Source organism: Polaribacter sp. OB-PA-B3 (assembly GCF_054589375.1).
The window spans coordinates 149,871-171,331 of sequence record NZ_BAAIIX010000004.1 but is presented as its reverse complement, the minus strand read 5'-3'; the positions used below and the strand labels follow the sequence as shown (position 1 = coordinate 171,331).

The window sequence follows — 21,461 nt, the reverse complement described above, 5'->3', positions numbered from 1 at the left end:
CTAATTGTTAACAAAAATGAAAGCAAGAAATCTATTCTTTATTTTGAGCATAATAGTTTTTTTTACTTCATGCTCTAAGAGAGAATCTTATTGGATAGATTTCAACTGGGTTCCCATAAATATGAGTGGACATAAATTTGAAAAAGCTGCAATTTTTCTCAGTTTTAAAATAGACAGTTTTCCAAACCGTTTTTCTGCACAATTTGATACAGGAGCAGAAAGTTTTTTTAAAGAAAACACAATTTCATCTTTTATAGAAAATAATACAAAACTGTTAAAAAAACTTGATAGTATATCAGGTAATAAAAACTTAAATAATTTACAGGTAAAATCAGGATTAAGTAATTTAAATTTAAAATTTAAGGATACTGTAGTACTACAAAAAAAAGTATTTCTTTACCCAAATACGGGGAAGATATATACAGAAGAAGAGTTTGATACAAGTAGAATTCATTTAGGAACTTTAGGTGTAGATCTATTAAAAAATAAAATTCTTATAATGGATTATGTTTCTGAAAGATTAACTATTCTAGAAGAAATACCGTCGAATTACAAGATTAAAAAAAGTATACCATTTGTTTTAGATGATATTAACAGAGTTTATTTGCCTATTAAATTAAGAGGTAATTCATTTTATATAATGTTTGATACAGGGTCAAGTGTTTTTTCATTAATTACTTTTGATAAAACTATTTGGAATGGAGTAAAGAAAAACAGTAATATGGATACTTTGAGTGTCTCATCTTTTGGAAAATATTATGATGTTTACGGTTCTACTATAGAAGAAGATGTTTATTTAATGGATATGAATTTAAAAAACTTTAAAATGCATTATAATACAAGACCAGTAAATAAAACTTTTCTTAATGGATTACAAGTTATTGGAACGACAGGAAATAAATTGTTTTTAAATAAGATGATAGCTGTTAATTATAAAAATAATACGTTGAATATTTTAGAATAATGAAAGATCAGTTTTATAAATACATAGAAAAATTACAAGACAAAATTACTTCTAAATTAGAAGAAATTGATGGAGGAACTTCGTTTAAAGAAGATATTTGGAAAAGACCAGAAGGTGGTGGTGGTAGAACACGTGTAATAGAAAATGGAAATGTTTTTGAAAAAGGAGGTGTTAATATTTCTGCTGTGCACGGTGAATTGCCAGAAGTTTTAAGAAATCAATTTAAAGTAAAAGAAGGTAATTTTTTTGCCTGCGGATTAAGTTTAGTTTTACATCCTATAAATCCTTTTGTACCAACGGTTCATGCCAATTGGCGTTATTTTGAAATGTATGATGATGCTGGCAATATTGTAACGCAATGGTTTGGTGGCGGACAAGATTTAACGCCTTATTATTTGTTTGATGAAGATGCAATTCACTTTCATTCGGTTTGTAAAGCAGCTTGTGATGCGCATAATTCAGAATTTTATCCGAAGTTTAAAAAGACTTGTGATGAGTATTTTTGGAATGCTCACAGAAATGAAGCACGCGGAATTGGAGGTCTATTTTTCGACTACTTAAAAGAAACCGAAGAATTTTCTATAGAAGACAGATTTAATTTTGTTACCCAAGTAGGAGATAGTTTCCTAGAAAGTTATGTGCCAATTGTAAATAGAAGAAAAGAGATAGCATTTGATGAAAATCATAAAGATTGGCAAGAAGTTAGACGTGGTCGTTATGTAGAATTTAATTTGGTTCATGACAGGGGAACCTTGTTTGGTTTAAAAACCAACGGAAGAATTGAAAGTATTTTAATGAGCTTACCGCCCGTTGTACAATGGAAGTATAATCATCAACCAGAAGAAAACTCTAACGAAGCAAAATTACTAGAAGTATTAGCAAATCCTAAAGAATGGGTTTAGTTATTGATTTCGTAATTTAAGTTCATTTTTATTGAATTTAATTTATATAAATTTTTAATTTAACATACTTTTTACGAATAATTTAATTTAAGTTATTATTAACATTTATTTTTAGTCTTAAAAATTAGTGTAAAAACATGCTTTTTTGTATTTTTGTGTCCTGAAAAATCAGTAAGAAATGGCAAGATTTGAATTAAAGTTACCTAAAATGGGTGAAAGTGTTGCAGAAGCAACAATAACTTCTTGGTTAAAAGAAGTAGGAGATACGGTAGAATTAGACGAAGCGGTTGTAGAAATTGCTACGGATAAAGTAGACTCTGAAGTACCTAGTGAAGTTGAAGGAACTTTAATAGAAATTTTATTTCAGAAAGATGATGTTGTTGCCGTTGGTGATGTAATTGCTGTAATAGAAACAGAAGGCGAAGATAACGGACAAGTAAATACAGAATCTCCTAAAGAAGTAGCAGAAGAAAAGATTGCAGAAATAGCTGCTGTTGAGCAAACTATTGATAAGGCTGTCGAGATTAAGACTACACCGATTTCTAAAAATTCAGAATCTGGTAAATTTTACTCTCCTTTAGTTCGTAATATCGCTCAGAAAGAAAATGTTTCTATGGAAGATTTAGAAAATATTTCTGGTTCTGGCAAAGACGGTCGTGTTACTAAAGAAGATATTTTATCTTTTATAGAAAATAGAAATAATGCACCAAAAACTTCAGAGAAAGCGTCAGTACAAGCTACTATAAAAGCAGCAAAACCTGTTGCTAAAGCTGCGCCTGTTTCGGTAAACGGAGAAGATGAGGTAATAGAGATGAGTAGAATGGGTAAATTGATTGCAAAACATATGGTAGATTCTGTACAGACATCTGCACACGTGCAATCTTTTATCGAAATAGATGTTACAAACATTGTAAAATGGAGGTCTAAAGTTAAAGATGCCTTCTTTAAACGTGAAGGAGAAAAATTAACTTTTACGCCAATTTTAATGCAGGCTGTAGCTTCTACAATAAAAAAATATCCTTTAATTAATATCGCTTTAAACGGAGATACTATAATAAAGAAGAAAAATATCAATTTGGGTATGGCTGCAGCTTTACCAGATGGTAATTTAATTGTTCCTGTTATTAAAAATGCAGATCAATTAAATTTGGTTGGTATGACAAAGTCTGTAAACGACTTAGCTGTTAGAGCAAGAAATAATCAATTGAAGCCAGATGAAATTCAGGGTGGTACGTATACAGTTACTAATGTTGGTAGTTTTGGTTCTGTAATGGGAACTCCAATTATTAATCAACCACAAGTTGCAATTTTAGCTTTAGGTGCAATTAGAAAAGTACCTGCGGTAATAGAAACACCAGAAGGCGATTTTATTGGAATTAGACAAAAAATGTTTGTTTCTCATTCTTACGATCATAGAGTTGTAAACGGTGCTTTAGGTGGAATGTTTATTAAAACTTTAAAAGAAATATTAGAAGCTTGGGATGTAAATCAAGATTTTTAATAAAGTAAATTATAAATAGATTAACAAAACGCTTGGATTTTCCAAGCGTTTTTTTGTTACTTTGAATTTAGAATTTATTACTACTATGTCTTTCGAAAATCCTATTTTATTTTTTATTTGCTCATTAGGTGTTTTTAATGGTTTCTTGGCAAGTCTTTATTTTTTATTCTTCAGTAAAGAAAAACGTACCCAAAATCTTTTGTTTGGTTTTTTATTGTTAAGCTTAAGTTTAAGAATTGGTAAATCGGTTTATATTATTTTTACAGAAAGAGAAAACCGAGATTTATTAATATCTCAAATAGGTTTATCTGCTTGCTTTGTAATTGGTGTGTTTTTATATTACTATCTAAAATCTTCGGTAGAAAATAAAAAGACTTTCTCTAAATCATGGAAAATTCATATCATAATTCTTATTCTTATCATTACAATTTTTGGTTTCTTAAAACCTTATAAATCGAATGTAGAGTTGTGGCGATTATATGTTGTACATACAATTTATAGTATTTGGGGCTTGTATTTAGTATTTTCAATATTTGTCTTAAAGAATATAATGCTAAAAGTTTTTAGAAGAAGTCAGAAATTAACTATTTCAGAATCTTGGTTGGTATGTGTCTTGATGGGTAACGTTTTAATATTTGCGGCTTATATAATTGGTTATTTCTATTTATACTTGGTTGGTACTATTACTTTTTCTGTTATCTTCTACGGGCTTTTAATTTTTCTTTTATCTAAAAGTAATAGAGAAAATGTATTTAAGGATATTCCAGAAAAATATGCTTCAAAAAAAATTAATGATAATAAAGCGAATGAGATATTAACAGCTTTGCATAAATTAATGCAAGACAAAGAGCTGTATAAAAACACAAATATTAAATTAATTGATATTGCCAAAGAATTAAATATAACTTCACATCAATTATCACAATTATTAAATGATAATTTGGGTAAAAGTTTTGCTCTTTTTTTAAATGAACACAGAATTACAGAGGCAAAAAGAATTTTAGAAGAAAATAATCAGTTTACTTTAGAAGCTATTGGTTTTGAAGCTGGATTTTCATCAAAATCTACTTTTTACGCTACCTTTAAAAAATTAGTAGGTAAAACACCGTCTGCATATAGAAAACAATTCTATTAAGAATTATATCCAAATTTATAATTTCGGACACATAATTTATAATACTTCACTTGTTCTTTTGATTGATTTTAGAGATTTGAAAAATAATCTTTAAAATTAATATTTATGAAAAATTACATGTTCTTATTTGTAGCAATTTTTAATCTTCAAATAAGTTTTTCTCAATCTGAAACTTCTTTAATAGAAAAAACTTTAAAAAATTATACAGAGGGTAGTTCGTATAATAAGCCAAAAATGTTAGAAAGTGCTTTTTATAGTAAGGCTACGTTATATTTAACAAGCAAAAAAGGGTTTAATGTTTATTCACCAAAAGAGTATGTTGCTTTCTTTAAAAATTCTGAAATAGGAAAATTTAATGGAAGAAATTCTAAAGTTCTAGCAATAGAGGTAATTAAAGATATTGCAACGGCTAAAGTTGAAATTTCTGGACCAGATAGAAAATGGGTGTATATAGATTTGTTTTTGTTGAAAAAAATCGATCAAAATTGGGTGATAATTAGTAAAACAGCTACAAAAGTTAGTGATGATAAATAGCTTTAAAAATCTATTTTGTTTTGTTATAGTGATACTTAGTTTTACATCACTAATTGCTCAAAATGCCAACATTAAATATGTTGATACCTCTGTTAAAATTGATGGTTTTTTTGATGAGCTCATCTGGACTAATTTACCTGAGTATACAAATTTTTATAATTATTTACCTTCGGATATTGGTTTAGCAGATAATCAAACATCTGTAAAATTATTTCATAATGGCGAGTATTTATTTATAAGTGCAACTTATTTTGATACCACAGAAAAAACTAAAGTTAGTACTTTAAAAAGAGATACTTCTATTTTTTTAAGCGATTCTTTTGTTATGGTTATAGATACACAAAATCAAGAACAAAACGGTTATTTTTTTGCTGTAAACTCTCTAGGAAACCAAACAGACGGATTAATTGGAAGAGTTAATGGAAGTTACGATTTAAGTTTTAGCTGGAATACAGTTTGGCAATCGAAAGCAATATTAAATGGTAAAAAAAAGCAATATGAAATTGCGATTCCTTTAAAATCTTTAAATTTTAATAATACAAATACTACTTTCGGTATTCAGTTTTATGTTAGAGATATTAAAAATAATTCTTGGACAATTTTTAAAAATGTAAAAAGGAATTATGCCAATTTAGATTTACGTTTTACAGAAAAGTTTACAATAGATAAACTCCCCCAAAAGTCTAATTCTAAATTTACAATTACACCTTCGGTTACCACAAGTTTTGCAGAAGATGTCTTTAAAAGAAGTAAAACTACATCTTTTAAACCAAGTTTAGATGTGCAGTACAACCTTACATCCTCCTTAAAATTAGATGTAACAGTAAATCCAGATTTTTCTCAAATTGATGTAGACCAACAAGTAACTAATTTAACTCGTTTTGCTATAAATTTTCCAGAAAGAAGAAATTTCTTTTTAGAAAATGCAGATTTATTTTCTAACTTAGGTGTAGATGGTGTAAATCCATTTTATTCTAGACGAATCGGTGCTAATTCCGATATAAAATTCGGTATTAAATTAAGCGGTAATTTAAGTAGTAAAACTCGTATTGGCGTTTTAAATGTCCAAACTAAAAAAGAAGGTAATAATTTACCTCAAAATTACGGAACTTTAGTTGCAGAACATCAGTTAACTAAAAACTTTACATCTACTGCTTTTGTAGTTAACAGACAAACTACAAATAATTTTAGTTTTATAAATGATTATAATAGAGTAGTAGGTACAAATTTAAATTTTAAATCAACAAATAATAAATGGATTGCCTTGATAAATTATGCGAAGAGCTTAAATAATGATGTAGATAATAAAAATAATCTTTACAATTTAGGTGTTTGGTATAATAAACGAGGTTTAGAATGGAATTTTTCTTTGAAAAAAGTTGAAGAGAATTTTCTGTCTGATGTTGGGTTTACGCCACGTTTGTATAATTTTGATGCTATAAATAACAAAATTGTTAGGGAAGGTTATTTGCAAGCTAATACAGGTTTTGAGTATCAGAAATTTTATGAAAACTCTAAAAATTTGAATTCAGTTAGATATGTAAATTATAAAAATAATACTTATTTTAATGATGACGGAAGTGTAAATCAAGTTTCTCATTTTTTAAATTCTGCAGTGTTCTTTAAAGATTTTTCTGCTGTATATTATGTACTTAACTATGATGAAATAGATTTAAAATATGGTTTTGATCCTTTAGGAAATGGAAATGTTATAAACCCTAGAAAATACAATTTTGCACTTTTAAAAGTAGGTTACAATTCAGCCAATAATCAAGATTTTAGGTATAATGTAAATTTTCAAAAAGGGGCTTATTACAATGGTAATAGAATATCCGTAGGTATGTATTTAAATTATCAATTACTGCCTTTTGCTAACATAGAATTAAGTTATAATCAAGACAGAATTAATTTACATCAATTAGGTAAAGAAACATTTCATTTAACACGATTTACTGGAGAGTTATTTTTTAACAATCGTTTAAACTGGACAACATATTTACAGTATAATAACCAAAGAGATAATTTTAATATTAATACAAGATTACAGTGGGAGTATAAACCGCTTTCTTATGTATATTTAGTGGTTACAGATAACCTTAACAAACACTTGCATAGACAAAATTGGGGTGTTGCTTTTAAAATGAATTATCGTTTCGATATTTAAAGTATAGAATATAAAAAAGGATTAATTTTCCGTGTTTTTTTATGCTGTATTGTATTATATTCGTAACCAAATAAAACTAAAATTTAAAAAGATAAAAATGAAAAAATTGTTATTATTATTTGTATTGTCTGTTGCTTTTAACACAACTGCTCAAGAATCTGTGTTGTTAAGAGCTAATTATAAAAAAGGAGATACTTATTTAGTAAATTTAGACCAGTCTCAAAGTATGGGCGCTCAAGGTGGTGTTGATATGAAAATGACTATGTCTATGGAAGTTACAGAGGCTTCTAATGAAAAAATAACAACTTCATCTAACATTAAGTCTATAAACATGAATATGTTACAAGGTGGTAATGTGATGACTTATGATTCTTCTACAAAAGAAGAAGATTTAGATGAAATGGGTAAGATGATGAGTCAACAGTTTAAGCCAATGATGCAGGCAAAAATTATCTCTACTTTAACATCAAGAGGTAAAATTTTAGAAACAAAAGTTGATCCTTCTAATCCTATGATGGATCAGTTTACAAAACAAACTAAAGGAGTTACTTATCCGGAAGAAAAAGTATCTGTAGGTTCTTCTTGGGAAGATGAAGTAAGTGAGCAGGGAATGACTATAAAAACTGTTTATACAGTCTCTAAAATCGATGCAGGAAAGGTTTATATTGATGTTTCTGGAACCGTTTCTGGTATGGGGACTGGAGATGTAAAAGGAAATTTAATTGTAAATGCTGATTCTGGTGTTCAAGAAACTTTAGACTTAATTATGAACATGAATGCAGGCGGAATGGAAATGAAAATTACAACAAAAAGTACTACAACAAAAAAATAAGTTTTTAAATCTTAAACTTAAAAAGCCCTAAGATATATCTTAGGGCTTTTTTTATGCTATAGCTTTTTGTAAAGCCACCAATTCATATCTCTAGTATATTTAAAACCTAGCTTTTCATACAAGGGTATTGCCGCATTGCCTTTGTTTGTATGTAAAATAGGCAGTTTTTTATCGTTTAAAATATCTTTTGTAGTATGATAAATTAATTGTTTGGCTAAACCACGCCTTGTAAAATCGGGATGTGTTACAACAGAACTAATTTCAATAAAATCATTGGTTTGCATTCTTTGCCCCGTAATTGCTACTAATTTATTTTCTTTAAAGATGCCGAAAAATTTACCCATATTAAAACCTTTCTTTTGATAAAATCCTGGCATTACTAACCAAATAAGTTGATAAACTTCATCTATATGCTTTTTAGTTAACGGCGTAATTTCATCAATTAGAGCAACCTCGGTTAATTGATCTAAAACCATTTGGCAGCCATTAATCTTTTTTTCTAATTTGATTTTATCAGTATTTATTACAGGAACATCATTTTCTGAAACAAAGAAAAACTTATCTGTTATTTTAGTGTAATTATCAGCAGCTTTTAATGTTTTATCTACTTCAAAAAACGAACCAAAATTATTTATCTCAGGGTTGTAAAATTTAACGCCATTGTACTCTATAAGAAATTTGTTATGTGTTTCTTGTAAAGAATACCAAACAGGGTTTTTTAATTTATCTTCTAGTGTAGCCATATTTGTAATAAGAAAATAAAAAAAGCCCGCTTATTAAGCGGGCTTTTCAAAATAAAAATATTTTTAAAACCTAAGCTAACATAGTAACTGGGTTTTCTATATAAGTTTTTAAAGTTTGTAAAAACTGGGCTCCTACTGCACCATCTACAGTTCTGTGATCACAAGTTAGTGTTAACTTCATAGTGTTACCTACAACTATTTGTCCGTCTTTTACAATTGGTTTTTCAACTATTGCACCTACAGATAAAATTGCTGAGTTAGGTTGGTTAATTATTGATGTAAAATTATCAATACCAAACATACCTAAGTTAGAAACTGTAAAAGTACTTCCTTGCATCTCTGCAGGAGCAATTTTTTTATTTCTAGCTTTACCGGCTAAATCTCTTACATCAGCACCAATTTGAGTTAAACTTAATTGATCTGTATGCTTAATAACAGGAACAAGTAATCCGTCTGCAACAGCAACTGCTACACCAACATGAATATGATCATGGTAAATAGTGCTTGCGTCTGACCAAGATGTATTTACTTGAGGATGTTTCTTTAATGCCATTGCACAAGCTTTAACAACCATATCGTTAAAAGATACTTTTGTATCTGGTATTGAATTAATTGTTTTTCTTGAAGCCATTGCATTATCCATGTTTACTTCGATATTTAAACTAAAGTCTGGAGAAGTAAATTTAGAGTTCCCTAAAGATTTTGCAATTGCTTTACGCATTTGAGAGTTTTTAACTTCTCTAGAGTTTTCTACTCCTGCAGCAACAGTAGTTGATGCTTCTGTATTGGTTGTAGATATTTTTTCTTCAGTTTTAACAGAAGGAGTGTAGTTTTCTACATCCTTTTTAATAATTCTACCATTTTCACCAGAACCTTTAACATCGGCTAAATTAATACCCTTATCAGAAGCTATCTTTTTAGCTAAAGGAGATGCTAGAATTCTTCCGCCATTAACACTCGTAGAATTATTGTTATTTATCTCAGCTGGTTTAGAATTTTCAGGTTTAACTTCTTCTTTAGAAGATTCTTTTTTAGCATCAGGTTTTTTAGTTTCAGAATCATTCGAGTTAGAAACGGCACCACCATTTTCTACAATAGCAGATACATCTGTTCCTTCTGGTCCAATAATAGTTAATAAACTATCTACCGGCGCAGTTTCACCTTCTTGCACACCAATGTAAAGAATTGTTCCTTCGTAGAAACATTCAAACTCCATTGTAGCTTTATCTGTTTCAATTTCGGCAAGCATATCACCTTCCTCAACTGCATCACCAACATTTTTTAACCAAGTAGCTACAGTACCATCTGTCATCGTATCACTTAAACGAGGCATTGTAATTACTTGCACTCCTTCAGGAATAGTAACAGAACTATTAGAGGTGTTTTCTTCAGATTTTTCAGTATTTGGTTCTTCAGTTTTCTCTTCTTTGTTCGATTCAGAAGAGCTGTCGTTAGAAGAATTTCCATTTAAAATATCAGAAATATCTTCACCTTCTTCACCGATAACTGCCAATAATACATCAACTGGAGAAGTTTCGCCTTCTTGAATACCAATATGTAATAATGTTCCTTCATAAAACGACTCAAACTCCATTGTAGCTTTGTCTGTTTCAATTTCGGCTAAAATGTCTCCTTCTTCAATTTTATCTCCAACATTTTTTAACCATTTTGCCACAACACCTTCTTCCATGGTGTCACTTAATCGGGGCATGTTTATTACTGTAGCCATATTTTATTTTATAAAAGGATAATCTTCTTGTTCATAAACCATGTCGAACATTTGTTGAGTTTCTGGATAAGGAGAATCTTCTGCAAACTGCTCACATTCTTTTACTTTATCCTTAACTTCTTTATCTATTGCAGCAATTTCTTCTGCAGTAGCATATTCTTTTTCTTTAATTATATCTAAGATTTGAGTGATAGGATCAATTTTCTTGTATTCTTCTACCTCATCTTTAGTTCTATAATGTTGTGCATCAGACATAGAGTGTCCTCTGTATCTGTAAGTTTTCATTTCTAAAAATGTAGGTCCGTCTCCACGTCTAGCTCTTTGTATTGCTTCATCTACAGCTTCTGCAACTTTAATAGGATTCATTGCATCTACAGGTCCACAAGGCATTTCATATCCTAAACCTAATTTCCATATATCTGTATGGTTTGCTGTTCTTTCTACTGAAGTACCCATTGCATATCCATTGTTTTCAACAATAAAAATAACTGGTAATTTCCATAACATTGCCATGTTAAAAGCTTCGTGTAAAGAACCTTGTCTTGCAGCACCATCACCAAAACATGTTAAAGTAACAGCATCACTACCTTTATATTTATCACCAAATGCGATACCAGCACCTAAAGGTATTTGACCTCCAACAATACCATGACCACCGTAAAAACCAAATTCTTTAGAAAATATATGCATAGAACCACCCATACCTTTAGAAGTACCAGTTGCTTTACCATACAATTCTGCCATCACTTTTTTAGGATCTTCTCCCATACCAATTGGCTGTACGTGATTTCTGTATGCAGTAATCATTTTATCTTTAGACAAGTCCATTGCGTGTAATGCTCCTGCTAAAATTGCTTCTTGTCCATTATATAAATGCAAGAAACCTCTAACTTTTTGTTGAATGTAAACAGAAGCTAGTTTGTCTTCGAACTTACGCCAAAAAAGCATGTCTTTGTACCAGTCTAAATACGTTTGTTTAGTGATTTTTTTCATTCTAGTGATAAATTGTTTGTTGTGAGATTATTTTATTAAATTTTAATAATCGAAATACAAAAATAACTGTTTTAAATAGAATAAAAAAACTTGATTTTATACATTTAACTACAACGATTTCGTTAACTGTTTATTTGTCTTTTGCAACTACTAATGTTGCTTTAGCACCTGTTGCCAAATTCCATTCATTAGAAGAAAGTAAATCACCAGCATCATTATAGACTTTAAAAGCTGCTGTATTTGGGCCAGAGGTACCTTGATTTAAAGCTACAAAAGAGATTTTATTAATACCAACATCTAAAGGTATTGTAAAGCTTTGGTACCTTTGTTTTAAAGTAATGTTTGTAACTACAGGAATGTTATTAACCATTATGGTTACTCGATCTCCGTCGGGATATTGAAAATCTCTACAAATTATATTTACACTATTCGAGTTCGTTCTAAAACTACCCAAATCTTGGTCTATAACTGGATAAATATATTGCCCGTTAATTTTTTTAAAAGCTTTTAAAAATCGAGCTTCATTTATTCTTTTCTGAGAAATGACGCCTTTATTGTTAATTTTATCTTCTTCTTGTTTTTTCTTTAATTTTTTTTGCTCGTTATCATACGCTTGTTTAAAACCATTATTTCCTTTTAATTCAATGGATTTGGGTTTTTCTACTGGTTTGGCATTGTTTAAAATTACAGCTTTAATTTTACCTTTATTACTAGCTCCGTTATTTTTATCTAATTGAGCAAAAGCATTTGATGTTGAAAAAACGCATGTAAATAAAATAAATAAAATAAGTTTGTTTTTCATGTAGAATAGTTTTCTAACTGTATGTGTACAAATATAATGCCTAAATAAATTGAACCTGTTTAGTTTTTGTTAAACTTAATTAGTTTACTTCAAAATTAAAGTAAGTTTTAGGAAAAGGTTCGTTTCTAATAGTAAAATGCCACCACTCATTTTTGTAAGGCTTAAATCCGTGTTTTATCATAATATTACGCAGTAATATTCTATTCTCTAATTGTTTTTTTGAGATGTTTCTATAAGATGGATGCGATTCTGAACCAAAAAAATCATAAATACTACCCATGTCTAATTCTTTATTTGTTTTTAAATCTACAATTGTAAGATCCACTGAACTTCCTCTTGAATGGCCAGAGCGAGAAGCAATATAACCTTGTTTAAAAAGTTCAGATTTTTTAACCTTCGGATAATAGGTTTTCTTCATTAAAGTATCTTCTAGTACTTTGGCCCATCTTACAAAATGATTCACCGCTCTTTGTGGTCTATAAGCATCAAAGATTTTTAGACCCAAGTTTTTTTCTGCTAATTCTTCTTGGACATTTTTTAGTGCATTTGCTGTGGTAGTAGTTGTTATAATGCAATTACTTCGATAACCTTCAATTGGTTTACCTATAAAATTATTGTTAGAAAAATACCTTAATTCAACTTTTACAGTCGGAATTATGTTATCAAGATATACAAAACCTTCTGGTAATTTTTGAGCTACTAAACTTATCGAAAAAAGAAAAACAAGCAAAATAGAAATACTTTTCATAAACAGTGTGTTTTTTTAGATTTTAAGAGTTGCTATATCTTCCATAAAAATATTGAAAAACTCCGTAGCATACAAAACCCAATGCCATAATAGCCATTAAAATATTACCAAAAGTTAAAGAGTTTAGAAAGCTAAACATTTCTTGAGTGCCTTTAATTTTCTGAGGATTGTTATAAAAAGCAGCAGAAATGATAAACCAAGAGAAAATAAGAAAAGAAATTCCTCTAGCAAAAATTCCAAACGCTCCTGTTTTTTTTAAGACATTAAATGAGGCAATATTTTTACTCTTTTTAATATCTTCTAAATAACTGTTAGAAATTACTTTGTAAAATTGATTTATTGCAGATCCTAAAAAAATAGCTCCAATTAGAATTAGAATTATATTACCGTTTTCTATTTTTAAAACTCTAGAAACTAGCGTTTCTTTAGTGACATCACTTGAAGCTTTATTAAATACTTTAAGAAATATTGAAACAGCAAAAGAGCCATAAAAAAATGTTCTAAAAAGATAGTTTACAGCAGCAATGTATTTTTTATTAGAATCTTCATTTTTAAGAACGTCGTAAAATTTATAAGCCCTCGATAAAGCGTAAGACATTAAACCTAAACTAAGAATTAACAAAAGAACTTTACCAAAAATCTGGTTTTCTAAAAACGAAATTACACCGTTTTTATCAGAAATTTTACCACCAAAATTTAAAGCAGTTAAAAAAGTTAGTATGCCAATAATAATGTAAACGAATCCTTTGGTAAAAAAACCAAATTTTCTAAGTTTTTGAATCACAAATAAAAATTTTAGCTAAGTTACTCTTATTATTTATAAAAGTGAATTTAGGTTATTTTCTTTCTAAAAAATCTTGATAAGAGTCTTGGGTTATTGCTTTTCCTAAGGAATCTAAATTAGCACTAGTTTTACCATATTTCTGCATAGGTTTTTTACTAACATAATCAAAAAGATAAAAACCATCTTTATTTAAAGTACCAAAGCCTTTATTAAATACATAATGCGCATATTGCTTGTCTGAATTGTTAAAGAGGTTTTTGCCAAACTTAAATTCGGTATTATTTCCTTTTAATAAATCTAAAAGTGTGTAAGAAAAATCTACTTGGCTTGTTATATTATCAACATTTACTCCTTTTTGTTGCAATGCGCCACCAAGCCAAAGCATCGGAATTTGAAATTTTTTTGGTGAAAAGTATTCACCTTCATGTTTAGGCGAACTGTGTCCATGATCTGCCATAATAACAATTAGTGTTTCTTTATACCAATCTTGTTTCTTGGCAAAATCAATAAATTTTCCAATATATTTATCTGTGTAAGCATGAGAGCTTCTAAACAGTTCGTCATGATTTTTTTTGCCAAATTTATAAGTGTCGTTTAATTCAAACGGTTCATGGCTAGTTGATGTTAAGGCAATAGCAAAGAAAGGTTTTTCTTGTTTTTTAGCTAAATCGTTACCAAAACGTTCTAAAAATACATTGTCAAAAGCACCCCATTTAGAGTTCCAATCTTTTTTATCAAATTCACTACCATCAACAATTTTATCTATTTCTGCAATTCTTAAATAAGTGTTTAAATTCCCGAAGTTTAAATCGCCACCATAATAAAAAGACGTTTTGTAGCCCAAGGCATTCATTTCTTTAGGTAGCATTGGTAAACTTCTAGATTTGTTGGGCATTCTCATTATTTTTTTAACTGGCTGCGGATAATAACCACTTAAAATTGCAGGAATTCCTTTATCTGTTCTATCTCCATTTCCGTAGAAATTTGTAAACCAAATACCTTCTTTAGATAATCTGTTTAAGTTTTCTGTTACGTTTGGTTCGCCATTTAAGGCGCCAACAACTTTGGCAGTTAAACTTTCCCAAATAATTAAAATAACGTTGGGTTTTTTTATATTTAAAATAGAATCTCTATCACTTTTTAAAAGTTGATTTTTAGTTTTATTGATGATGTTTACGGCTACCTCTTTATCAAACTGTTTATAAATATTGATGTTACTTGTTTTATGAGTTATTGTGTTAGAAAAATTCCAAATAAAATTGATAGCTGCATGATTTGCAAACATTTTTTTAGAAAAATAAACATTGCTTTGATTTATAGGAATCTCTTGTAAACCACCTCTTAAAGGTATAATTAAAGAAGCTGTAAGTAATATAAATATAGGTATTTGTAATAAGTTTTTAGTTTTTGAAATTTTAAAGTTTTTATTAATAATCTTTTGAAAAAGTTTGATAAAGGCAAAAGAAATTAAGAGCCATAAAATTAATCCAGAAATAATTTGAAAATTAGAAGCAGAAGCAATCATTACTTCTGGGGTGTTAAGGTACGTTAAAAAAGTAGTGTCTAAACGAACGCCCCAAGCAGCATAAAGACTTGCATCAATAATTAAAAATAAAGTTATAATTGTAATGGCGAAATAAGAATACCATTTAATAATATTTCTAATTTGTAAAGGACTTGTTAAAATAGAAATTACGACAAGAAAAAACGGAATGATGCTTAAATAGGAGGTAAAAGAAGCGTCTAGTCGTAAACCATAACCAAAGGTTTTTAAGATGGTAATAAAATCTAGTTTTGAAGTTTCAGAAACATAAAAAAGTAAAAAAAACAAACGAGCAAAGACAAAATAACCAATCCAAATTAAAAAATAGGAGATGATAAATGAAAGTCTGTATGCAAGGTTTTTCATGATATTAATCTGTAACTTTTAAACGAGCTTTTGCTGTTACAGTAACATCAGAATAGGTCTTGTTTAAGTATTTTAAATAACCTGTTATGGCAATCATTGCAGCGTTATCTGTAGTGTATTCGAATTTTGGAATGTAAGTTGTCCAACCAAAATGTTTTTCTGCTAATCCTAATCGATTTCTAATTTCTGAATTTGCAGATACACCACCAGCAATTGCTATGTGTTTTATGTTTGTTTGTTTAACCGCGTTTTTTAATTTGGTCATTAAAATTTCTACAATTGTATATTGTATCGAAGCACAAATGTCGTTAAGGTTTTCTTCAATAAAATTTGGGTTTATTCTTTGTTGCTTCTGAATAAAATATAAAATTCCGGTTTTTAAACCACTAAAGCTAAAATCTAAATCGCCTACTTTAGGTTTCGTAAAAGGATAAGCTTTCGGGTTTCCTAATTTCGCATATTTATCTATTAAAGGTCCACCAGGATAAGGCAATCCTAAAATTTTTGCAGATTTATCAAAAGCTTCTCCAACAGCATCATCAATTGTTTCACCTAAAACCTCCATTTTAAAATGATCAGAAACTTTTACAATTTGCGTATGACCGCCACTAATTGTTAAGCAAATAAAAGGAAATGGCGGAATTTTACTATCCTCATCTTCTATAAAATGAGCCAAAATATGAGCTTGCATATGATTTACATCAATTAATGGAATTTGTAAACCAAGTGCTAAAGATTTAGCAAAAGATGTGCCAACCAAAAGCGAACCCATTAAACCAGGACCGCGTGTAAATGCAATTGCAGATAATTTTTCTTTTTCAATATTAGCTTGTTCTAACGCTTGTTGCACAACGGGTACAATGTTTTGTTGATGAGCTCTAGATGCTAATTCTGGTACAACACCACCATATTTAGAATGCACTTCTTGGTTTGCAACGACATTGCTTAGTACTTTTCCGTTACAAATTACAGATGCACTTGTATCATCACAAGAAGATTCTATACCTAAAATATAAATGGGTGTTTTCATAAAAATTAAAAAGCTATATAATTTGCAAAATTAAGTATAATTTTAAGTTGATTTTCCTTTTTTAATAATAGAAATTTAATTCTTTGTTAAATTTGCACGTTCTTTGTAATATGTGGCAATATTTTTGATTACTTTTCTTTAAATATTCTATAAAAACTAAAATACACTATCATTAAAAACTTTAGTAAAAAAATATTAAAATGGTTAGGGTACTTTGTACTTTTTCTACTATTAATAAGCATTTTGCTTTCTACGTCTTTTGTGCAAACAAAACTAGGTGCATATGCTACTAAAAAAATTAATGAAAGTTACAATACTAATTTAAGTATTGGTAAGGTAAACCTGTCTTTTTTAGGCAGTGTAGCTTTTAAAGATGTACAAATTAGAGATCATCATAAAGATACTTTAATTTTTGTTTCTGCATTAAATACTTCGTTGTTAAGTGCTAAAAAAGTTTTAAATAATCAATTGTTATTAGGTGATATTACACTGCAAGATGCATATTATTACATGAAAACTTATAAAGGAGAAACAGAAGATAATATGGCTGTTTTTTTAAATTCTTTCAATAATAATCAGAAAAAAGATTCCTTAGCACCAAAATTTATTTTAAAAGCAACCAATGTTTATGTACAAAATTTAGATTTTAAATTAGTAAACGAGAATAACACAACTCCCTTAAGTTTTGCGGCATACAATACTGGTGGTAATGTACAAGATTTATCTATAGAAGGGGCTAATGTTTCTATAAATGCAAGAGGTTTATATTTTAAAACGAATCAAGGTTTAGAAATTACCAATTTTACTACAGATTACAAGTTTACTAAAACGGATATGAAGTTTTACGATACACAATTACAAACGGAAAATTCGAATGTTTTTGGTGATATCGATTTTACATACAAGAGAGAAGATTTAAAAGATTTTAATGATAAAGTTGATATAAGTGCAAAATTTGAAAAAAGTAGTATTAAGATTCAAGATTTAAATAAGTTCTACAAAGAGTTAAATGGAAATGATGTAGTTAGTTTTTCTGGAGATATGAACGGTAAACTAAACGATTTTAAATTAAATAACTTAAATCTGTCATCAGAAAAAGGAATTAAATTAAACGGAAATCTAGCTTTTAAAAACGTAGTTAATACCGAAAGAGGTTTTGTTTTTGATGGTGATTTAAATAATTTAACAGCAACATATAACGATTTAAAAAGTATTCTGCCTAATTTGTTAGGTAAAAATTTGCCTACAGAATTTAATAAATTAGGTTTGTTTAGAATTCGTGGAAATGTAAATGTAACTCCGGTTAGAATGAGAGCTTCATTACGAATGAATTCTCAAATTGGTAGTGTGGTTTCAGATTTAGAAATTGATAATATAGATGAAATTGATACAGCTTCTTATGTTGGTGATATAGAATTGATTAATTTTAATATTGGTACTTTTTTTAATGATCCTTTGTTTGGTAAAGTTTCTTTAGTGGGTGATGTTAATGGTAGCGGTTTTAAGTTAGAAAATATCAATACAAAGTTTGTGGGTAATATTTCTGAACTAAATTTTAATAAGTATACTTACAAAAATATCGTTGCAAATGGCCAGTATCAGAATAACAAATTCGACGGAGATTTAGTTATTGATGATGCGAATTTTAAAATGAAGTTTAATGGATTGGCAGATTTATCAGCTAAAGTTCATAAGTTCGATTTTAAGTCGGATATCGAGTACTTAAACCTTAAAGAAACTAATTTATTTGTTAGAGACTCTACAGCTGTAGTAAAAGGGAACATAGAATTAGATATAGAAGGTAATACTTTTGATGATATTCTTGGTAAAGCAGTTTTTAAAAATGTGTTATACACTAATCAGAAAAAAGAATATACATTTAAAGAATTTGCAGTTACATCATCTATTAAAGATAGTGTTAAAACGATTGATGTTGCATCTAAAGATATTGCGCAAGGTTATATTACTGGTAAGTTTTCGTTTTCCGAGTTGCCAAAAGTAGCACAGAACGCATTAGGAAGTATATATACAAACTACAATCCATACACGGTAGCTCCTAATCAGTTTTTAGATTTTAATTTTACTGTTTACAACCAAATTGTAAATGTTTTTTTTCCTAAAATTTCAATTGACGATAAAACAAAATTAAAAGGAAGAATAATTTCTGATGAAAATTTCTTTAGACTAACATTTAATTCGCCAAGAATTGATGCTTACGGTACAGAAGTAAAAACAATTTCTTTAAGAACAGATAATAAAAACCCTTTATACAACACTTCTTTAACTGCAGAAGAAATTAATACCGATTACTACAATATATCTAAATTAAACTTGTTAAACAGAACAGAAAATGATACGTTGTATTTTAAATCTGTGTTTAAAGGAGGGAAAAAGAAAAATGAAGATTTTAATTTAGATTTCTTCTATACTTTTAATCCAGAAGGTAAATCTGTTTTAGGTTTCGAAAAATCATCTTTTGTTTTTAAAGAAAACACCTGGAATATTAATCCAGATAAAAAGAATACTGATAAAATAACTTTTGATTTAAATACAAACGAATTTAACTTTAGTCAATTCAAATTTGTTTCCGGAGAACAAAAAATAGAATTTACGGGTAATTTAAAAGGTACAGAGCAAAAAATACTTTTGGCAGATTTTACAAAGGTTAAATTGCAAAGTTTTTTACCTAAAATAGATAGTTTAGCTTTAAAAGGTGTGCTGTCTGGGCATTTAGATTTTGTTCAAAACGAAGGTAACTACACGCCAGAAGGTTCTTTAACTGTAAAAGATTTTCAAGTAAATGATTTTAAACAAGGTAATTTGTTTGTAAATGTTAAAGGAGAAAATTCTTATAAAAAATATCGCGTAGATTTATCGATAGAAAATAAAGACGTTAAAAGTATTGCAGCAACTGGTGCTTTAGATTTTTCTGCACAAAGACCAATAATAGATTTAAATGTTTTTTTAGAAGAATTTAAATTAGACGCTTTTAGTCCGTTAGGGCAAGATGTATTGTCATCTTTAAGAGGAACAGCCTCTGGAGATTTTACATTAAGAGGTTTTTTAAGCAACCCAGATATGGAAGGGAGCTTGCGTCTTAAAAATGCAGGATTAAAATTTCCTTATTTAAATGTAGATTATGATTTTGAAGGTGAATCTGAAATTACTTTATTGCAACAATCATTTATTTTAGAAGACTTTAAATTATTAGACACAAAAAATAAAACAAGAGGAATTTTAAGAGGAGATATTTCTCATTTTAATTTTAAGCAATGGTTTTTAAGGTTAAAAATTGAAAGTGACAATCTAATGGTTTTAGATACCAAAAATGAAGAAGAAGCTTTGTATTATGGTACAGCGTATATTGATGGTTCTGCAGATATTTTTGGGTTAACAGATAGGTTAACTATAGATGTAAATGCAAAAACAATGCCTGGGACAATTTTTGTGGTTCCATTAAAAGATGTAGAAACTGTGGACAGCTTTAGCTTAATTCATTTTAAGTCGGATGAAACAGTTGTAAAAGAAAGACAAAATGAAATCGCTTTAGAAGCATTAAAAGGTTTGTCTTTAAACATCGATTTAGAAGTAACAAAAGATGCTGTAGCCCAGGTTGTTATTGATGAGGTTTACGGAAGCCAATTATCTGGTAAAGGTTCGGGTAATCTACAAATAGAAATTAACACACGTGGTAAATTTAATATGTTTGGCGATTATGTGGTAGATAGCGGAGTTTACGATTTTAAGTATGGCGGTTTTGTAAATAAGCCATTTGTAATTCAAAAAGGAGGAACCGTTTCTTGGAACGGGAATCCGGCAAACGCAAATTTAGATGTAACGGCAGTTTATAAAGCAAAAGCAAATCCTGGAGTTTTATTAGAAAATTTTAATTCGAACAGAAATATAGAAGTAGACTTAGTAACAAGAATTACCGGCGGTTTGTTTAATTCGAAGCAAGAATTAGATATTCAGCTTACAAATGTAGATCCAACAATTGCAAACGAATTAGAATTTATATTAAATGACAATAATGTAAATGAAAAAACAACACAGTTTATCTCTTTACTTGCATTTGGTAATTTTGTAAATCCAGATAAAGTAAATTTTGATGCCAATGCAACCATAACAAGTACTGCTTCTAGTGCAATTGCAGCAGCTTTTTCTAGTTTATTTAATAGTCCTGATAGTAAATTTCAATTGGGTGTAGATTATCAGCAAGGGCAAAGTAATAACGATTTAGACAGATTAAATACAGATAATCAAGTAGATTTATCTGTAAGTACTCAAGTAAGTGATAGAGTTATAATAAATGGTAAGGTAGGCGTTCCTATTGGAGCACAGACTCAGTCTAGTGTTGTTGGTGAAGTTAAAGTAGAGGTTCTATTAAATAAAGAAGGCAATTTTAGAGGAGTTATTTTTAATAGGCAAAACGAAATTCAATATACAATCGAAGACCAAGGCTATACGCAAGGTGTTGGTTTATCTTATCAAGTTAATTTTAATACACTTTCTGGGCTCTTAAAAAAGTTAGGTTTTAAGAAAAAAAACAAATTAGAAAAGAGCAAACTACAAAAGAAAGACACAATAAAAACAAAGGTGATTTTACCTGACAATTTTGAAGGAAATTAATCATTAGTCTTAATTTATATATTTTTTAAAATAAAGTTTTATCAATTTTAGTTTGATAACTT

At 28.9% G+C, this 21,461-nt stretch carries 16 protein-coding genes; 8 read left to right on the top strand and 8 right to left on the bottom strand.

Going from position 1 to position 21,461, the window contains the following annotated elements; translation table 11 throughout:
• Positions 1-121 precede the first annotated feature (121 nt).
• The 7 genes from ACYPV9_RS09405 to ACYPV9_RS09375 all read left to right on the top strand — a co-directional run bounded on the left by ACYPV9_RS09405 (position 122) and on the right by ACYPV9_RS09375 (position 8,032).
• Entirely contained in the window at positions 122-964 is an 843-nt protein-coding gene (locus ACYPV9_RS09405; protein ID WP_299065215.1) for a hypothetical protein, read from the top strand.
• The gene (gene hemF, locus ACYPV9_RS09400) at positions 964-1,866 is read left to right on the top strand and encodes an oxygen-dependent coproporphyrinogen oxidase (protein WP_459743243.1); all 903 of its coding nucleotides are present in this window, start codon (positions 964-966) and stop codon (positions 1,864-1,866) included. Before ACYPV9_RS09405 ends, hemF begins: the two co-directional genes overlap by 1 nt.
• Before the next feature lie 178 nt (positions 1,867-2,044).
• Positions 2,045-3,367, top strand: coding sequence for a dihydrolipoamide acetyltransferase family protein (locus tag ACYPV9_RS09395; protein WP_459743241.1), 1,323 nt, complete (start codon positions 2,045-2,047; stop codon positions 3,365-3,367).
• A 61-nt stretch (positions 3,368-3,428) separates the two neighbouring features.
• Entirely contained in the window at positions 3,429-4,502 is a 1,074-nt protein-coding gene (locus ACYPV9_RS09390) for an AraC family transcriptional regulator (protein WP_459743239.1), read from the top strand.
• A gap of 105 nt (positions 4,503-4,607) precedes the next feature.
• Positions 4,608-5,036 (top strand): nuclear transport factor 2 family protein, encoded by a 429-nt coding sequence (locus ACYPV9_RS09385; protein ID WP_299065222.1) that lies wholly within the window; start codon positions 4,608-4,610, stop codon positions 5,034-5,036.
• The gene (locus ACYPV9_RS09380; RefSeq protein WP_459743237.1) at positions 5,026-7,200 is read left to right on the top strand and encodes a DUF5916 domain-containing protein; all 2,175 of its coding nucleotides are present in this window, start codon (positions 5,026-5,028) and stop codon (positions 7,198-7,200) included. The genes ACYPV9_RS09385 and ACYPV9_RS09380 overlap by 11 nt, the downstream gene beginning before the upstream one ends.
• A 97-nt stretch (positions 7,201-7,297) precedes the next feature.
• A complete protein-coding gene (locus tag ACYPV9_RS09375; RefSeq protein WP_459743235.1) occupies positions 7,298-8,032 on the top strand; it encodes a DUF6263 family protein in 735 nt (244 codons plus the stop codon).
• Positions 8,033-8,088: 56 nt separating this feature from the next.
• Here the strand turns inward: ACYPV9_RS09375 and ACYPV9_RS09370 are convergent, their stop codons facing one another.
• The 8 genes from ACYPV9_RS09370 to tsaD form a co-directional block, all read right to left on the bottom strand.
• Positions 8,089-8,775, bottom strand: coding sequence for a GNAT family N-acetyltransferase (locus tag ACYPV9_RS09370; RefSeq protein WP_459743233.1), 687 nt, complete (start codon positions 8,773-8,775; stop codon positions 8,089-8,091).
• 70 nt (positions 8,776-8,845) lie between these two features.
• Complete coding sequence (locus tag ACYPV9_RS09365) at positions 8,846-10,504, bottom strand: dihydrolipoamide acetyltransferase family protein (RefSeq protein WP_459743231.1); 1,659 nt, start codon at positions 10,502-10,504, stop codon at positions 8,846-8,848.
• A gap of 3 nt (positions 10,505-10,507) precedes the next feature.
• The gene (pdhA, locus tag ACYPV9_RS09360; RefSeq protein WP_299065231.1) at positions 10,508-11,497 is read right to left on the bottom strand and encodes a pyruvate dehydrogenase (acetyl-transferring) E1 component subunit alpha; all 990 of its coding nucleotides are present in this window, start codon (positions 11,495-11,497) and stop codon (positions 10,508-10,510) included.
• Positions 11,498-11,627: 130 nt separating this feature from the next.
• A complete protein-coding gene (locus ACYPV9_RS09355; RefSeq protein ID WP_459743229.1) occupies positions 11,628-12,299 on the bottom strand; it encodes a hypothetical protein in 672 nt (223 codons plus the stop codon).
• A 79-nt stretch (positions 12,300-12,378) separates the two neighbouring features.
• A complete protein-coding gene (locus tag ACYPV9_RS09350) occupies positions 12,379-13,047 on the bottom strand; it encodes a M15 family metallopeptidase (protein ID WP_459743227.1) in 669 nt (222 codons plus the stop codon).
• A 22-nt stretch (positions 13,048-13,069) separates the two neighbouring features.
• Entirely contained in the window at positions 13,070-13,831 is a 762-nt protein-coding gene (locus tag ACYPV9_RS09345; protein WP_299065237.1) for a DUF1206 domain-containing protein, read from the bottom strand.
• Between the two features lie 52 nt (positions 13,832-13,883).
• Positions 13,884-15,740, bottom strand: coding sequence for an LTA synthase family protein (locus ACYPV9_RS09340; protein WP_459743224.1), 1,857 nt, complete (start codon positions 15,738-15,740; stop codon positions 13,884-13,886).
• 4 nt (positions 15,741-15,744) lie between these two features.
• Positions 15,745-16,770: a tRNA (adenosine(37)-N6)-threonylcarbamoyltransferase complex transferase subunit TsaD gene (gene tsaD, locus ACYPV9_RS09335; protein ID WP_459743222.1), complete on the bottom strand. Its 1,026-nt coding sequence runs from the start codon at positions 16,768-16,770 to the stop codon at positions 15,745-15,747.
• A gap of 261 nt (positions 16,771-17,031) precedes the next feature.
• Between tsaD and ACYPV9_RS09330 the strand changes: the two genes are divergently transcribed.
• Entirely contained in the window at positions 17,032-21,399 is a 4,368-nt protein-coding gene (locus ACYPV9_RS09330) for a translocation/assembly module TamB domain-containing protein (RefSeq protein ID WP_459743220.1), read from the top strand.
• Positions 21,400-21,461: the final 62 nt, after the last annotated feature.

Coding starts and splice junctions, on each gene's coding strand:
- ACYPV9_RS09385 (WP_299065222.1), top strand. CDS start 4,608: ATGAAAAATTACATGTTCTTATTTGTAGCAATTTTTAATCTTCAAATA.
- tsaD (WP_459743222.1), bottom strand. CDS start 16,770: ATGAAAACACCCATTTATATTTTAGGTATAGAATCTTCTTGTGATGAT.
- hemF (WP_459743243.1), top strand. CDS start 964: ATGAAAGATCAGTTTTATAAATACATAGAAAAATTACAAGACAAAATT.
- ACYPV9_RS09340 (WP_459743224.1), bottom strand. CDS start 15,740: ATGAAAAACCTTGCATACAGACTTTCATTTATCATCTCCTATTTTTTA.
- pdhA (WP_299065231.1), bottom strand. CDS start 11,497: ATGAAAAAAATCACTAAACAAACGTATTTAGACTGGTACAAAGACATG.
- ACYPV9_RS09355 (WP_459743229.1), bottom strand. CDS start 12,299: ATGAAAAACAAACTTATTTTATTTATTTTATTTACATGCGTTTTTTCA.
- ACYPV9_RS09365 (WP_459743231.1), bottom strand. CDS start 10,504: ATGGCTACAGTAATAAACATGCCCCGATTAAGTGACACCATGGAAGAA.
- ACYPV9_RS09380 (WP_459743237.1), top strand. CDS start 5,026: ATGATAAATAGCTTTAAAAATCTATTTTGTTTTGTTATAGTGATACTT.
- ACYPV9_RS09375 (WP_459743235.1), top strand. CDS start 7,298: ATGAAAAAATTGTTATTATTATTTGTATTGTCTGTTGCTTTTAACACA.
- ACYPV9_RS09405 (WP_299065215.1), top strand. CDS start 122: ATGAGTGGACATAAATTTGAAAAAGCTGCAATTTTTCTCAGTTTTAAA.
- ACYPV9_RS09350 (WP_459743227.1), bottom strand. CDS start 13,047: ATGAAAAGTATTTCTATTTTGCTTGTTTTTCTTTTTTCGATAAGTTTA.
- ACYPV9_RS09370 (WP_459743233.1), bottom strand. CDS start 8,775: ATGGCTACACTAGAAGATAAATTAAAAAACCCTGTTTGGTATTCTTTA.
- ACYPV9_RS09395 (WP_459743241.1), top strand. CDS start 2,045: ATGGCAAGATTTGAATTAAAGTTACCTAAAATGGGTGAAAGTGTTGCA.